Raw genomic sequence first — 16,047 nt, 5'->3', positions numbered from 1 at the left:
ACCACGGAGACCATCCTCGTAGGTTCATATCGATTCCGGCCAAAAGGTGGCGGAATACAGGGAAAGGTATAGGTCAAGCGGTATATTTAGTAGCCCGGTTTTTTGATTACCGGCGGTCTACCCGCAAATTCGCCACAGAAATGGAAGCACATGTCAAGCTATTCCTCACAGCTGCATGAAGAGCAGGAAGCGGTGGACAAGGCCTACGGACGGTTGGACGACCTGCGGAAGCAGGCTCAGACCCGACTGGATGCGGTCAGGGCGGCAGGTTCATACGGATCACCCACCCAGCGAACCGAGCGCGATTCGTTCGCCACCATGTACGAGGACAGGCTGACCCAGCTCCGGGCGGTTGAGGACCGCCTGGTCTTCGGGCGTCTGGACACCACCGAAAACCAGCGTCGATACATCGGCCGGATCGGACTGCTCAACAAGGAGCATGAGCCCATTCTCACCGACTGGCGCGCCGAGGCGGCAAGACCCTTCTATGAAGCGACGCCATCCAACCATGGCGATATCGTCATGCGCCGTCACATCACGCTGAATTTCCGGAAGGTCACGGGCATCGAGGACGAGATTCTTGACCTCCAGGCACCTGAGGTGGGCCAGGCAGCCGACAGGGGGACCCTGGCCGGAGAGGGCGCCCTCATGGCCTCGCTCTCCAGCCGCAGGACCGGGCGGATGACCGATATCGTGGCCACGATCCAAGCGGAGCAGGACCGAATCATCCGATCCGACATGAATCACCCCCTGGTGGTCCAAGGCGGACCGGGTACCGGCAAGACTGCAGTGGCCCTCCATCGTGCCGCCTACCTGCTGTATACACATCGGCGCATGCTGGAGCGCTCAGGCGTGTTGATGGTCGGCCCGAGTTCGGCCTTCCTGCATTACATCGACCAGGTTCTCCCCTCTCTGGGTGAGACCGGCGTACTGAGCAGGACCATGGCGGATTTGATCCCTGGCATCAGCGCCAAGGCCCATGATTCCCCTCGGGCCGCCATGCTCAAGGGCGATCACAGAATGGCCCAGGTGGTGGCCAGAGCCGTTGCCGCACGGGAACGGGTCCCCAAGAACCTGCCAACGGTCATGGTGGATGGGGTGTCGGTGCCCATGCTTGCCATCGATCTGGAGGAGGCCCTGACCGATGCCCACCGGAGCCGTCAGCCGCATAACCGGGCCCGAGCCACATTCGTCCGGTCGGCTCTTGCGGCCATGACCAACCGCTATGCGGAACGTTTGGATTACGAGCCCAAGGAGGACGAGCTTGCCCGGGCCGCCTCCCTGCTCAGGATGAACAACAAGGTCCGCCGTACCCTCAACCTTGCCTGGCTGCCCATGAACCCCCTCTGGCTGGTGGACAACCTCTGGTCACGTCCGGACCGGCTGCGCAGGTTCGCCCCATGGCTGAGCAACGATGACATATCAGAGCTGACCCGGCCCAGCGGATCGGAACTCACCGTTTCGGACATCCCCATTCTCGATGAGGCCATGGAACTCCTCGGTCCCGACCCCAGAGAAGATGAACGCCGCCGGGCCGAGGAGGCACGCAAGGAGGAGGAACGTCAGTTCGCCCGCGACACCCTGGCCCAGAGTGGAATTGGTTCGGGCATCGTCACATCCCAGATGCTCCTGGACTCCATCAACGGCTCGGAAGAAGCCCTGGCGGCCCAACAGGCTGCCGGCGACCGCGAATGGGTCTTCGGTCATATCGTTGTTGACGAGGCCCAGGAACTCACAGCCATGGACTGGCGGATGCTGATCAGGCGGTGCCCCTCGCGATCCTTCACCATCGTCGGAGACGTGGCTCAGACCGCGGCTCTTGGAGGGACCAGATCCTGGCAACGGACCATGGATCGACTGTTCGGCCCCGAGGAGTGGGACCTGCGCCAGCTCACCATTGACTACCGCAATCCCAGCCAGGTCTCTCAGTTGGCTTCAGACTTTGCCAGGTCCGAGGGTCTCGAGGTATCCACGCTGGAAGCCGTTCGCCAGGTTGATCACGCCGTCGAGCGGGTGCGGGTCGACACCCTGGACCAGCTCATGGAAGTGGCCCACGATCGCATATACTCCCTGGCAGGGGAATATGTGGGCAATGACGGAACAGGTCGTCTCGCGGTCATAGCACCCGACGGCATGGTTCAGCCGCTCCAGCGCCTGGTCGATCAGATCACTGCGGCCAACCCGGAATACGCCGCCGTACAGGATCAACCCCTGTGGGACCGCCAGATCCTGGTGACCGAAACCAACCAGACCAAGGGACTGGAATTCGATGCCGTGGTCCTGGTCAACCCCGGACGAATAGAAGACGACGCCCCATCGAGGCTCACGGCCGCGGCCGATCTCTACGTCGCCATGACCCGCCCCACACAGAAGCTGGTCGTCATACAGACCAGCGAGGACGCGCAGTCTCTGGACCTGTAATCAGATAAGGCCGGTTAGGCAGTACCACGCAGGATGGTCGTGCAGTCAGTGGGTTCGACTGCACGACCATCCCGGTTTCAGGCGGATATTGATTCCTGTCGGTCCGGGGATTCGTCTTCTTCTCGCAAGGAGTCAATAGCGGACTGGAAATCCGCCAATCCAGCGAAGTTCTGATATACCGAGGCGAAACGAAGGTAGGCAACCTCATCAAGCTCTCGAAGCGGTTTGAGGATGGCCCTGCCAACCTCTTCCGAGTCGACCTGTGCGAGACCTCGCGACCTGAGATCCTCCTCGACCTGCTGGCCAAGTTGCTTGAGGTCATCCTCATCTATGGGCCTGCCCTGGCATGCCTTTCGAACACCCGTGATGACCTTGTCCCTGTCGAAAGGCTCGGCATTACCGGACCTCTTCATCACCAGGAGTATGGAGGTCTCGACCGTGGTGAAGCGCCGGGAGCATTCCGGGCATTCACGGCGACGTCTGATGGCGTGACCATCTTCACTGATACGGGTATCCACAACCTTCGTATCCGGATTCTGACAGAAAGGACAATGCATGCCTGCCAGTTTAGCGCCTGCATGCCCAGAAATAAGGCAGTGAGCCGACACTGGACACTATCACCATAACCTTCGACTTCCATCACGCGGGCCTGCAGGAGCCGCCACATCTTGTGTTCAGGGATTAGAACACGCCCACTCCATCCGTACCGCCATCCGCAAACAACCCCATTCAATCGAAAACGAAGCGGACATCGGCAAGCGAGGGGTACCTCCTCACCGGCAAGAGAACGGCCGGATAAGCAACGAAAAGGACATCAGGCCTGATTGTCCGGGACCAGTATTCGGTCACCGACCTGAAGTCTGGGAGAGGACAGATTATTCATCTGCATGATTTGGTCAACCGAAGCACTGACATCCCCTCCGGCTGGAGTGACCGAGGCTGCATAAGACCAGATTGTGTCACCCGGACGAACCGTGTAGGAGATGACCTCCTGGGGACCCGTGGTCGACTCTGCATGTTGGACACCGACACTGAGTCCCGCAAAAACGAGCGCCACACTCAGGAGGAAGGTGATAAGCCTGCCTCTTGCGTTCAGTCGAATCCTCCTTGATTCCACCTTATGACCGGCTGGCTTCAACCCATTGAGCCGGTACAGGGATGACCGACCCGACGCAGAGGACGGCACGAGAACCTTAGTAGCACTGCAAGCTGTCATCAGAAGCCCCTTTCGAACAAATGTTCTATCGAACAGATGTTCTCATTGTGGCATGGGTCGGAGAACTTGGCAAGCCCCATTCGAACATTTGTTTGATTTTTGCTTTTTGCTGAGATACGATTACCGGCAGCAACTAGGAAAGGAGCCTGTCGTGAGCACCGTCCCATACAGACCCGAGACAGGCATGGGTTCACTCACTGGTCAGACAGCGGCCGAGGAAACCAGCGCCACGCATGACGGGATTACGGCTCCGTCTCCCGATGCACAAGAGCAGCCCCAGCTCACGGACCGTCAGGAGCGGGTGCTCCAGGCCATCAAAACCCACCTGTCCGAGCGTGGCTTCGTTCCTTCCTATCGTGAAATCGGCAAGAACGCCGGACTGAAAAGCACCTCCTCGGTAAAACATCAGCTTCAGGTTCTGGAAGATCTGGGGTACATCCGCCTTACGGCCAACAAGGGCAGGGCCATCGAACTGGTCCACGACCAACCCGAGCAGAAACAGGCATCATCCACCGTCATCCCCTTTCCGGACCAATACACGGACGAGGCCATTGTCGGTTCGCACGACGTTCCCCTGGTGGGCAGGATTGCGGCCGGGCAGCCCATCCTGGCCGATCAGCATGTCGACGATGTCATGCGGCTGCCCGAGCGATTGACCGGTACCGGGCAGCTTTTCATGTTGGAAGTACACGGAGACTCCATGGTGGACGCAGCAATCTGCGACGGTGATTTCGTCGTGGTGCGCCAGCAGCAGGAAGCCGAGAACGGCGATATTGTGGCTGCGCTTCTTGACGATGAGGCTACTGTCAAGACCTTCCGGCGCGAGAAGGGCCATGTGTGGCTCATCCCCCATAACCCGTCCTACTCCCCCATCGACGGCACCCATGCCAAGATAATGGGCAAGGTGGTAACCGTCCTGCGCAAGGTCTGACGAGATAGAAGATTGGCCCCCTCCGACCATTGCGGTCGGAGGGGGCCAATCTTACAGGCACAAGTGGAAATCAAGGACCGTCTTGGACCACAACCTGGGACGGCACCGGATCTCACTCACATGCTCAGGCGTTCACCACTCAGGTCCTGGTGACCCTGGGGCTCAATCTGGAACGTGGTGTGCTCGACGCAAACCGGGAAGTGGGTTCGCAGACATTTCTGCATACTGGTCAGTATCTGCTCGTTTTCATCAGTGGTGGAGTCGGTATTCACAATCACATGGGCGGTGAGCTGGGGCAAACCGCTGGAGACACTGTTGGCATGCAGGTCGTGCACCTCAAGAACACCAGGTACCTTTTCCAGATGCTCTCGGACATGATCCATGTTCAGTCCCTGGGGAGGCTCCTCAAGGAGGACCCTGATGCTCTTCGAAAGCAGTGAAAGGGCACGCGGTATCATCAGGATGGCAATGAGACCACCAGCAACGGCATCGAACCCGTTCCACCCCGTCAGGAGCATGACCACAGCCGAAATGATGACGGCCACGGAACCCAGTGCATCGTTCATGACCTCCAGGAAGGCCGCCTTCATATTCAGGTTGTCGTCATGACTGGACGACAGAACGAAGATGGACCCCAGATTGGCCGCAAGTCCCAGAACACCGAAGAACAGGAGGAGCCCCATAGCCTCCACCTGGTCCTGATTCGGCACAAAGAGGCGTATCCCGGCCTCGACGATGGCATAGATTCCCACCAGGAGGAGAACAATTGCGCCCCCTGCCGAGGTGATGACCTCCAGTCGCGACCAGCCCCAAGTCCTGTTGGAGGTCGGGCGCCGCTCCATCAGGATCGCGGTCACCGTGGATGCAATAAGGACGGCCATATCGGTCATCATGTGACCCGCATCGACCAGAAGGGCCAGGCTGTTGGTGACTATCGCCCCGACCACCTCTGCCAGGAAGACGCTCCCCGTCAGGGCCAGGGTCATCAAGAGTTGTTTGCGGTGTTTGGCACCGGCAGGAGCCTGGTGCCCATCGTGGAACCCACTGGATACAGCATCTTCAGCCATCGAACACCTCCAAATATAAGCCTCACGACGCCCGAACCCCAGGACACCGTATTGCAGCGGCACCAGCCACCGAGCGAAACAGTCAGATGTCAGCCGGTGCCCAACTTCATCAGATACCTACGAGGGTCTGTTAGCAATGAACGGATGACCCCGAATCGGTGCCATCCTATCATCGTCGACCAGGAGACAGGAATATCTTCACCTAAGCGCCGAACGATAAAGAAAGAACCAGGACAAGGCAAACAAACCCATGGTCCTGGTCCTCGCTAAAAGCCGACAGGCGCTATCAGTCGCCCGAATCCGACAGGTGAACCGGTACAGGAACGGACGGTACAGAAATCAGAAGCCGAACTTGGCGGCCGTCTCCTTCAGGGTCTCGGCGGACCGCTTCAGGGCTGCCAGTTCGCCGTCGCTGAGCGGGGTATTGATGTGGGTGTTGACGCCCTGGCGGTTCAGGACGCTGGGCACCGACATGCAGACGCCGGAGATGCCGTGGAAGTCTTCAAGCATGGAGCTGACCGGCAGGATCCTGTTGGTCCCGTTCAGGATGGACTCGATGATGTCGACACCTGACATGGCGATGGCGAAGTTGGTCGCACCCTTGCCCTCGATGATCTGGTAGGCGGCGTTCTTGACCCCCTGATGAATCTCCTCGCGCTTGGCTGCATCCAGGGGTTCGTGACCGGGCATTTCCTTCCAGTCGCACATGGGAACCCCGCCGATGGTGGCGGAGGACCAGAGTGGAACCTCGGAATCCCCGTGCTCGCCGGCGATATAGGCATGGACGTTCTTCACGTTGACACCGGTCTGCTGGGCAATCAGGTAACGCAGACGGGCGGAATCCAGGTTGGTGCCCGAGCCGAACATCTGGTTCGAAGGCAGCCCCGACAGATCCAGGGAAACCCTGGTAACGATGTCGACGGGGTTGGTGATGAGCATGAAGATGGCGTTGGGGGCGACCTCGACCATCTGCGGAATGATGGACTTCATCATCTCGATGGTCGCGCCGGCCAGGTCGAGCCGGGTCTGCCCTGGCTTCTGACGGGCACCGGCGGTGATGACCACCATGTCGGCCCCGGAACATATCTGCGGGTCATCCGACCCATCGATGGAAACAGTCGGATAGAAGCTGGAGCCGTGCTGCATATCGCGCACCTCAGCCTCCACGCGCTGCTTATTGACATCCTCAAGCACGATCTCGCGTGCAACACCACGCTGGGCAGCCGAAAATGCCAGGGTGGAGCCCACCGCCCCAGCTCCTACAATCGCAAGCTTGGTTGGCTTAATTGGTGATTCCGCCATAGTTTTTATTGGACCTCTCTCATCGGAACCCGGAAAAGACGGGTTTGCCGCATTCAACAGGTTCACTGTATCCGCAGTATATGACCTTCGGAAGCGAATCCTGTAGGGTGAACGATTGTTCGGTAACCCAGGCCACGAAAGCTGGCGACCGGGGCCTCGAGACATCCCGCAAGAACGGCATGAATCGGTCAATCAAGTCAATGATACCAGCAGTTTCAGTCTATTGATTCCTTCAGGATGGCGGCCGCCAGTCCGTCGTCCACATCGGCACTCAGCATGATGCCATCAGATCGATAGTCCAATCCCGTCACCCGGCCAAATTGCCTGACCCGGGCCAAGAGGGATCCGCTGGTATAAGGCATAAGCGCTTCCACGTGGACCTCCGGCTTGGGCAGAAGGTCCTCCACCCGCTCACGCAGGTCATCGATACCGGTTCCACTACGAGCCGAAACCAGGAAGGCATCCGGTTCCAGATTGGATAGCCTGTCTCGGGCGGCCCCTTCCATCAGGTCGACCTTGTTGAAGACCAAAATCCTGGGAATGGACCCCACGCCTTCTATATCGGCCAGGACCTTGTCGACGGCGCGAATCTGCCCGAAGGGATCAGGATGCGATCCATCCACCACGTGGAGAATCAGGTCGGCCTGGGCGACCTCCTCCAGGGTTGACTTGAAAGCCTCAACCAGCTGGGTAGGCAGGCGGCGCACAAAACCGACCGTATCGACATATACGTAGAGTCTTCCGTCCCTGGCCTTGGTGCGTCGTACAGCCGTATCCAGGGTGGCGAAGAGAGCATTCTCGACCAGCTCGCTGGACCCGGTCAACCTGTTGGTCAGCGAGGACTTACCTGCATTGGTATAGCCCACTACGGCCACGGTCGGCAGGCCGAAGCGCTGCCGCGACCCTCGCTTGACCTCTCGAGAGGGTGACATCTGGGCGATTTGCCGCTTCAGGCGGGTAATACGGTGACGAATGACGCGGCGGTCGGTCTCGATTTTGGTTTCGCCCGGACCCCTCGACCCGATACCACCGGACTGTCCAGCTGCCTGACCACCGGCCTGGCGGGAGAGCGATCCACCCCAGCCACGCAATCTGGGCAGCATGTACTCCAACTGGGCCAACTCCACCTGGGCCTTACCCTCGCGACTGGTTGCGTGTTGGGCGAAGATGTCAAGAATCAGGGCGGTCCTGTCCACCACCTTGACCTTGGTCACATCCTCCAGTGCACGCCGCTGGGAGGGATGGAGGTCGTCGTCGGCGATGATTGTATCCGCCTCAAGCCCGGCAACGATATCCGCCAGTTCCCTGGCCTTGCCCGACCCCACATAGGTGGCCGGGTCGGGCTTGGCCCGCTGCTGGAGGAGACCATCCAGGACCTCTGCACCAGCTGTCTGCGCCAGCGCCGCCAACTCACGGAGGGACTCCTCGGCCTCCTCCACCCGAGTCCGGGCGTTGGACCATACGCCAATCAGAACGACCCGTTCAAGGCGGATCTTCCTGTACTCGACCTCGGTTACGTCCCTGAGTTCACCCAGTCCCTCAACATGTCTGAACTGATTGCGTCGCTCGCGCTCCTCCCATTCCACCTGGTCCACGGTCTGGGGTGCATCCCCGGCGGACTGCTCCAAGAGAACGTCCGAACGCCCGGTCAGACGGTCAACATGTCCCGGAGACGAGGGTGAGGACACTTCCTCGAACTGCGGCACGGACGATTCCGGGCGGTCGGTCTTCCCGATGCCCGTGCTGTCTTCGCTGGAATGGTTCTGGGTCAAAGGCACCTCTGCACAGATAGATGATGGAATCAGTCCGGAATCCGGTATAAGCGGAATCAAGGCATGGTCTTTATTATCATCGTCTTAGCAGACATTGAGAAACCCTGAGCCGAGTCGGGGGCCGGGCCTTCCGGGAGAGAGATGCAGGCGGATGGTGACAGGGCGGACAGGATGGATGGAACGGACGGGACGGGTATGACGGACAAGAACCAGGAAACACCCACGGACGGGCGGCGGACTTCAGGCCGGAGCGAGCAGTACTTCACCGCTACGCCGGCCTCCCCCGACGAGCGCAGGACCATACAGGTCAACCTGGCAGGCCATCAGATTCCGGTGCAGGTCTCCAACGGGGTGTTTTCCGCCAACAGACTGGACCTTGGCACCTCCGTCCTCCTGAAGAAGGTCCCAACCCCTCCGCCGACCGGCGACTTCCTCGACCTGGGCTGTGGATGGGGGCCCATCGCCCTCAGCATGGGACTCCTCTCCCCCGAAGCAAACGTCTACGCCGTGGATGTCAACGAGCGGGCCCTTGACCTGACCCGGCGCAATGCCGAATCCAATGGGCTGAAGGGCATCCAGGCGGTCCTCCCCGACCAACTGCCGGACGACCTTATGTTCGACCTGATCTGGTCCAACCCACCCATTCGTGTCGGCAAGGAGGCACTGCACGAACTCCTGATGAATTACCTGCCCCGCCTGAAACCCGAGGGCCGGGCCTACCTGGTCGTCCAACGCAACCTGGGTGCGGATTCCCTTGTCCCCTGGCTGTCCAAGAACCTCGGAGATGGCTGGACCGTGACCAAGGCCGCCTCGGCAAAGGGCTTCCGAATCATCGAGATAGGCCGGGCATGAGGTTCCAATACCCTGTGGAGCTGCCGGTCAGTGCAGCCAAGGACGACATAGCGCAGGCCGTCAGAACCTCGCAGGTGGTCATCGTCTCGGGGCAGACCGGGTCGGGCAAGACCACCCAGATACCCAAAATCCTCCTGGAAATGGGGAGGGGAACCCACGGCCACCAGATAGTCCACACCCAGCCCAGGCGCATAGCCGCCAGGACGGTGGCGGAGCGAATCGCATCCGAGACAGGGGTGCGGTTGGGTGAGGAAATCGGTTACCAGGTCAGGTTCACCGACCAGTCCTCCAAACGCACCCGTCTGCGGGTGGTAACAGACGGCATCCTGTTAGCCCAGATACAGGGTGATCCCCAGCTGCGGGCCTACGACACGATCATTATCGACGAGGCCCATGAACGCAGTCTGAACATCGACTTTCTTCTGGGGTACCTGACGGCTCTACTGCCCAAACGCCGTGATCTGAAATTGATCATCACTTCGGCCACCATCGACTCGGTCAAGTTCCGAGACCACTTCGCCAAGGCCCTCCATACGCAGGTCCCGGTCATTGAGGTCTCAGGCCGCACCTACCCGGTCCAGACCCTTTACGAACCCGCCGGATCCCCACCCGCCCTTATGCGGGCGGTGCCCGGTTTCTCTTCCGGAGGATTCCTCCAGGAAGGTGACGGGGACCAGGATGACCTGGACGTACCCACCGCCGTTGCCAGAGCATGTGCCGAACTGGTCATCCATTCCACGCATGTGAACGGTCCACGTGACATCCTGGTCTTTGCGGCCGGCGAGCGCGACATCCGCGAGTACGAGACCGCACTGAGGCGCCACTTCGGCCCCAGGGCTTCGGATATGCAGCGCACCGATGCCATAGAGCTGGTTCCCCTCTTCGCCAGGCTTTCGGCCAAGGAGCAGCACCGGGTCTTCGAACAGCACAACCACCAGCGCATCGTCATCGCCACGAATGTGGCCGAAACCTCCCTGACCGTACCCGGCATCCGCTATGTGGTGGACCCGGGCATGGCCAGGATCAGCAGGTATTCCAAGTCGGCCAAAGTGCAACGGCTTCCCATCGAACCCATTTCCCAGGCATCCGCCGACCAGCGGGCCGGGCGCTGTGGACGCGTGGCCGATGGCATTGCCATCCGCCTGTACAGCAAAGACGACTACGATACACGACCCAGATTCACGGATCCGGAGATTCTGCGCACTTCTCTGGGGGCGGTGGTTCTCCATATGCTCTCGGTAGGCGTGGCAAAGACCGCCGAGGATGTAACCGGTTTCGGGTTCATCGACCCACCGGACACAAGGGCGGTCACCGACGGCTTCAACGAACTGACCGAACTCCAGGCTGTGGCCCGGACCCGGGGCGAGGTCAGACTGACCCCCTTGGGCAGGAAACTGGCCCGGATCCCCATCGACATCCGCCTGGGCAGGATGGTTCTCCAGGCGGGCCAGGACACCACGCCCGACACCCTGGCGGCGGTTCTGGTGGTCGTCGCCTTCCTCTCCCTCCAGGATCCCCGCGAGCGCCCCGAGGAGAAACGGGAGGAAGCCGATCGCCTCCATGCTCGGTATGACGACCCGACGAGCGACTTCCTGACCGCCCTGAATATCTGGCACCGCTTCTTCCCGGAGGTGAAGCAGTCCTCCAACTCGGCCCTGCGCAAGGCTTGCAAGCAGGAGTTCATCAGCTTCATGCGGATGCGGCAGTGGCACGACCTCTACCAGCAACTGGTACAGATGTGCCAGGGAATGCACATGCAGGTGGGGAACCCTAAGCCCATCAAGGCACCGGACAAGGGAATCCTGAACCTCCCCCAGGCCCAACAGGCCGCCCACTCCCTGGTATGTTCCTGGGACGACCAGGGGATCCACCGCTCCATGCTCTCCGGTCTCCTGTCCAGTATCGGCATGCAGGTCATCCATGAACCCAAGGCCTCGGACTTCACCGGCCTCAAAGGTGCCGCCAGAGCCAAGGCCATGAAACGTGCCCAAAAACGCTCCAAGAACGAGTACCAGGGCGCCAGGGGCACCCACTTCGCCATCTTCCCCGGATCGGCCGTCTCCAAGAGCACCCCCGCCTGGATCATGTCGGCCGAACTGGTGGAGACCTCCCGGCTCTGGGCCCGGTACTGCGCCGCCATCGACCCGGCCTGGGCGGAACCCCTGGCCAGGTCCCTGACCCGGACCACCTATGCGGAACCCCACTGGTCAGCCTCACGCGGTGCGGCCGTGGCATCCTCCAAGGTCCTCCTATATGGCCTCCCCATCGTTCAGGACAAGACCATCCAATGGGGCTCCATAAACCCCACCCAGGCCCGGGAGTTCCTGGTGCGTCAGGGGCTGGTCGAAGGCGACATACGGCAGAGGTTCCCCCACGACGACTTCATCCGGACCAATCGTGACATCCTCCGGGAGGCCGACGACCAGACCAGCCGAACCCGCCAAGTGGCCGACACCATCAACGAGACCGACCTGGCCGACTTCTACTTTGAACGACTCCCCCATGAGGCAACCTCCGTGGCAGCCCTCGGAAACTGGTGGAGGCACAACCACGACCAGGATCCGCACCTTCTGGACTTCGACCCCGGCAAGGTGGAACGACTCAGCCGGAATGAGGAGGGATACCGGCCAGGCGACTATCCCAACCACTGGCATACCCTGGGCAGGGACGGGAACGAACTGGACCTCCCCCTGACCTACGTCTACAACCCCAGCGACCCGAACGACGGGGTCACAATCCACATACCGGTCGGCACGCTCTCACAACTGAACCCACAAGAGTTCACCTGGAACGTGCCCGGACTCCTGGATGACCTCATCGTCTCGACCATCAAATCCCTCCCCAAGACTCTTCGTGTCCAGTTCGTTCCCGCACCCGACACGGCCCGGGCCATCCGCCGGTGGATCGACGGGCACTACGCCACCCTCCCCGGGTCCGATTACAGCGGGGCAGGGCAGGAACCCGTGTACGGGTCGTCCACCGCTTCCGGATCAGGCACGAACGGGAGAGGCAAGGCAGTCGACCAGGAATCGACGGTTGGAACCTGGCCTGATTTCACCCATGTCTTCACCGCCGCCGCCATCGATGTGGTCGGCGCGCAGATCCACCCCGAGGTATTCGACCAGGCTCAACTCGACCGATTGCCTCCCTACCTGCGAATGACCTTCCAGGTCGAGGAGGAACCCAGTCGTCATCGCAAGCATGGTCGCGTCAGGAAGGGCCGCTCCGATCCGGTCGCGTCAGGCCAGGACCGTCCGGGTGCCGATAGGCCGAGCGCAGGGCAACCAGCTCCGGAACAGCCGAAGGTGCTGGGGCAATCCAAATCCCTGTCCGAGCTTCAGTCACGCCTGGCCGGACTTGCCAGGGAGTCCGCCCGGACCGTGGTCGGAAACAGGGCCTCGCAGGCCGCCAAGGAGGGGAAGGCGGTCAGGCGCGCCGACCTGCTCCATAAGGCAGGAGCCACAACCGAGTCCCGGAAGGACATGATATGGCAGGCCGCTCTGGAGAAGCTTGAGCTCCCCTCCCAACGCATATCCTCCCGCTGGTTGAGCCGCGAATCACTGATGCTGGCCTCAGCCCCCTACCGCAATACGGATGCCCTGACCAGGGACCTTCAGTTGGCGGCCGTGAAACGCCTGATTCCCGAAACCGAAGCCATCACCGATGACCAGACCCTACAGGAGACGGTGTCCGGGCTGGGGCAGGTCTTCGAAGACACCGTCTACCAGGTGGCCAAGGATGCGATTGCCATCCTCCAACGCTACGCGGAGGTCGACAAGGCCGTATCGGGTCCTGCCGACCTCCCCCTCCTTTCCGTTCTGCAATGGATACGGCAGCATGCATCAACCCTGGTGCAGAAAGGGTTCATCGGGGTTGATCCTCCCTATGCCTTGCCCCGCCTGCAGACGTATCTCCATGCCGACTTGATGCGCCTGGAGAAGGCCCGCAGGGACAAGGACCGGGATGTGCGATGGGCCTGGCAGGCCCAGACCGCCCAGGACAAGGTGGACAAGGCACGGAAGACGGCCTCGGCACTCCCCAACGGTCCCGCCCGTGATGCGGCCATGGACAGGATTCAGCGGGCCAGGTGGATGCTTGAAGAGTACTATGTCTCCATCTGGGCCCAGGAGCTGGGTACGGCCACGCCTGTGAGCCTGCAGCGTATCGAGAAGGTCTTGGAGGCCTGAGCATGGGGAAGACACCGGGCAAACGACATACCAGCAGCAATCTGGCCAGGACCTGGAAGCGGATGGGGACCACCCGCCGCGTCGAGGCCGTTGCGGCGACAGTGATGGCCCTGGTTCTTGTGGTCGCCTTGGTCATCGTGTCTTTGCACTTCGTCTCATATCGGGAGCTGGTCGGCAGGACCCGGGAGCATCAGAACGAGATGGCCAGGCAGTATGAGTTCAACCCGGGCAGAATCATCACCGATCAGCGTTTCCATGACACCACCAGCATGAATGCCGAGGACGTCCAGGTCTTTCTGGACCAGAAGGGGGCCGACTGCACCGGGGACTCCTGCCTGAGAACCATGAGGGTGGACACCCCCAGTCCTGACGGGGATGGGCTCTGTGACCCCTACCAGGGTGGGAAGGGACAGACTGCGGCACAGATCATCGACGGAGCGGCAAGATCCTGCGGCATCAGTCAGAAGGTACTGCTGACCATGCTCCAAAAAGAGCAGCACCTGGTCACGTCCAAGAATCCGGACCCCACCCAAATCAGGTCGGCCATGGGGCTCTCCTGCCCAGACGATGCTGCCTGTGATGCCCGATATGCCGGCTTTTTCAACCAGGTCTACGGAGCCGCCAAGCGCTATCGGTACTATGAGACCCACCGATCCGATTATCAGTTCCAGACAAGGGCCATCAATCAGGTCAGGTTCAGTCCCGAAGCCTCCTGTGGTGCCTCTGATGTCTATATCGAGAACGATGCCACGGCGCTGCTCTACATCTACACCCCCTACCAGCCCAACACCGCAGCCCTGGCAGCCGGTGACGGTGAGGGCGACTCCTGTTCCAGCTACGGGAACAGGAACTTCGTCATCATCTACGATGCCTGGTTCGGAAGGGCCGACGAGTAGGGGGGGGGGCTACCACCTGACGGCAGGGGTCCTAGAGGCGCGGCAGGTAGTACTCCAGCTCGTAGGGATTGACCTGCCTGCTGTAGCTGTTCCACTCCTTGTGCTTATTGCGCAGGAAGTACTCGAACGTGTGTTCTCCCAGGACTTCGGCCACAAAGTCCGATTTCTCCATCAGTTTCAGGGCGGAGTCCAGAGAGTCCGGCAGGGGTGCGATTCCCATGGCCTGCCGCTCCGAATCGGTCAACTCCCAGACATCGTCACTGGTGGGCTCCCCCAGGGTCATCTTCTGCTCGATCCCATCCAGGCCGGCAGCCAGGAGGACGGAGTATGCCAGATAGGGGTTGGCCCCCGGATCCAGGCCGCGGAACTCCATCCTGGCCGAGTTTCCCTTGCCGGGTTTGTACTGGGGTATGCGCAGGAGGGCCGAGCGGTTGTTGTGGCCCCAGCATACGTAACTGGGGGCCTCAGCCCCTCCCCAAAGCCTCTTGTAGGAGTTGACGTACTGGTCGGTCACCGCGCAGATTTCGGCGGCGTGGGCCAGAATGCCGGCCGCGAACTGACGGGCGGTCTGCGACATGTTGAACTCCTGGCCCACCTCGTAGAAGGCATTGCTGTCGCCCTCGAACAGGCTCAGATGGGTGTGCATGCCCGATCCCGGCTGATCGGTGAACGGCTTGGGCATGAAACTGGCGTAAATCCCTCGTTCCAGGGATATCTCCTTGACCACGGTGCGGAAGGTCATGATGTTGTCGGCCGTGGTCAGGGCATCGGCGTAGCGCAGGTCGATTTCGTTCTGGCCCGGTCCGGCCTCATGGTGGGAGTACTCCACCGAGATGCCCATCTGCTCCAGCATGTTGACGCAGGCCCTGCGGAAGTCCATTCCCGGGCTGCGGGGAACATGGTCGAAATAGCCGCCTTCATCGATGGGAACCGGGGGCTGGGACCAGTCCTCCTGGTTCTCAAAGAGGTAGAACTCGATCTCGGGATGGGTGTAGAAGATGAAACCCTTGTCCTTGGCATGGGCCAAGGCACGCTTCAAGTACGTGTCGTGGATCACCGCTGCTGGGCTCGCCGTCGGGCGTGAGCACGTCGCAGAAAATCCTGGCGGTACCCTGGGGGCCTCCCCTCCAGGGAAGAATCTGGAATGTCGAAGGATCCGGCTTGACGATCATGTCATCCTCGGAGACCCTGGTCATGCCCTCGATTGCGGACCCATCGAAACCGAGTCCCTCCTCGAAGGCTACCTCCAGCTCAGCCGGGGCTATGGCCACCGATTTCAGCGTGCCCAGAACGTCCGTGAACCAGAGTCGAATGAACCGAACATCGCGCTCCTCGACAGTGCGCAGCGCAAATTCCTCTTGCTTATCCATAGAGCTCATGCTCCCATTCCTATATTTCGCCGA

The 16,047-nt window shown here is 60.8% G+C and carries 10 protein-coding genes and 1 pseudogene; 5 read left to right on the top strand and 6 right to left on the bottom strand.

All coding sequences use genetic code 11. The features are described from left to right. Nucleotides 1–150 precede the first annotated feature (150 nt). On the top strand, nt 151–2,421 hold the full coding sequence (locus tag BINDI_RS02110; RefSeq protein ID WP_033489832.1) for a HelD family protein: 2,271 nt from the start codon (nt 151–153) through the stop codon (nt 2,419–2,421). A gap of 77 nt (nt 2,422–2,498) precedes the next feature. Here the strand turns inward: BINDI_RS02110 and nrdR are convergent, their stop codons facing one another. Both nrdR and BINDI_RS02100 read right to left on the bottom strand, forming a co-directional pair. After that, the gene (nrdR, locus tag BINDI_RS02105) at nt 2,499–2,978 is read right to left on the bottom strand and encodes a transcriptional regulator NrdR (RefSeq protein ID WP_033489831.1); all 480 of its coding nucleotides are present in this window, start codon (nt 2,976–2,978) and stop codon (nt 2,499–2,501) included. 257 nt (nt 2,979–3,235) lie between these two features. After that, entirely contained in the window at nt 3,236–3,607 is a 372-nt protein-coding gene (locus BINDI_RS02100; RefSeq protein ID WP_237742961.1) for a LysM peptidoglycan-binding domain-containing protein, read from the bottom strand. A gap of 181 nt (nt 3,608–3,788) precedes the next feature. Between BINDI_RS02100 and lexA the strand changes: the two genes are divergently transcribed. Beyond that, nucleotides 3,789–4,568: a transcriptional repressor LexA gene (gene lexA / locus BINDI_RS02095; protein WP_496196046.1), complete on the top strand. Its 780-nt coding sequence runs from the start codon at nt 3,789–3,791 to the stop codon at nt 4,566–4,568. A gap of 116 nt (nt 4,569–4,684) precedes the next feature. Here lexA and BINDI_RS02090 read toward each other — a convergent pair whose 3' ends face one another. From BINDI_RS02090 to hflX, 3 genes are all read right to left on the bottom strand, one after another. Continuing rightward, the gene (locus BINDI_RS02090) at nt 4,685–5,635 is read right to left on the bottom strand and encodes a cation diffusion facilitator family transporter (protein ID WP_033489829.1); all 951 of its coding nucleotides are present in this window, start codon (nt 5,633–5,635) and stop codon (nt 4,685–4,687) included. Between the two features lie 339 nt (nt 5,636–5,974). Next, nucleotides 5,975–6,937 carry an L-lactate dehydrogenase gene (locus BINDI_RS02085; protein ID WP_033489828.1) on the bottom strand — a complete coding sequence of 321 codons (963 nt, stop codon included), beginning with the start codon at nt 6,935–6,937 and terminating at the stop codon, nt 5,975–5,977. A 215-nt stretch (nt 6,938–7,152) separates the two neighbouring features. Then, a complete protein-coding gene (gene hflX / locus BINDI_RS02080; protein ID WP_437123905.1) occupies nt 7,153–8,625 on the bottom strand; it encodes a GTPase HflX in 1,473 nt (490 codons plus the stop codon). Nucleotides 8,626–8,904: 279 nt separating this feature from the next. Here hflX and BINDI_RS02075 point away from each other — a divergent pair, with 279 nt between their 5' ends. From BINDI_RS02075 to BINDI_RS02065, 3 genes are read left to right on the top strand one after another with little or no spacing between them, the layout of a single operon-like run. Further along, nucleotides 8,905–9,561, top strand: coding sequence for a class I SAM-dependent methyltransferase (locus BINDI_RS02075; RefSeq protein WP_052108874.1), 657 nt, complete (start codon nt 8,905–8,907; stop codon nt 9,559–9,561). Then, complete coding sequence (gene hrpA, locus BINDI_RS02070) at nt 9,558–13,748, top strand: ATP-dependent RNA helicase HrpA (protein ID WP_033489827.1); 4,191 nt, start codon at nt 9,558–9,560, stop codon at nt 13,746–13,748. Before BINDI_RS02075 ends, hrpA begins: the two co-directional genes overlap by 4 nt. A gap of 2 nt (nt 13,749–13,750) precedes the next feature. Then, nucleotides 13,751–14,644 (top strand): LasA N-terminal domain-containing protein, encoded by an 894-nt coding sequence (locus tag BINDI_RS02065; protein WP_237742960.1) that lies wholly within the window; start codon nt 13,751–13,753, stop codon nt 14,642–14,644. 31 nt (nt 14,645–14,675) lie between these two features. Here the strand turns inward: BINDI_RS02065 and BINDI_RS02060 are convergent. Continuing rightward, nucleotides 14,676–16,014: pseudogene (locus BINDI_RS02060) on the bottom strand (glutamine synthetase family protein). Between the last annotated feature and the right edge of the window lie 33 nt (nt 16,015–16,047).

The organism is Bifidobacterium [indicum] DSM 20214 = LMG 11587 (assembly GCF_000706765.1).
Classification (GTDB): domain Bacteria; phylum Actinomycetota; class Actinomycetes; order Actinomycetales; family Bifidobacteriaceae; genus Bombiscardovia; species Bombiscardovia coryneformis.
Note: the sequence above shows the minus strand (reverse complement) of the source record. Positions and strands in the feature narration are given on the sequence as shown.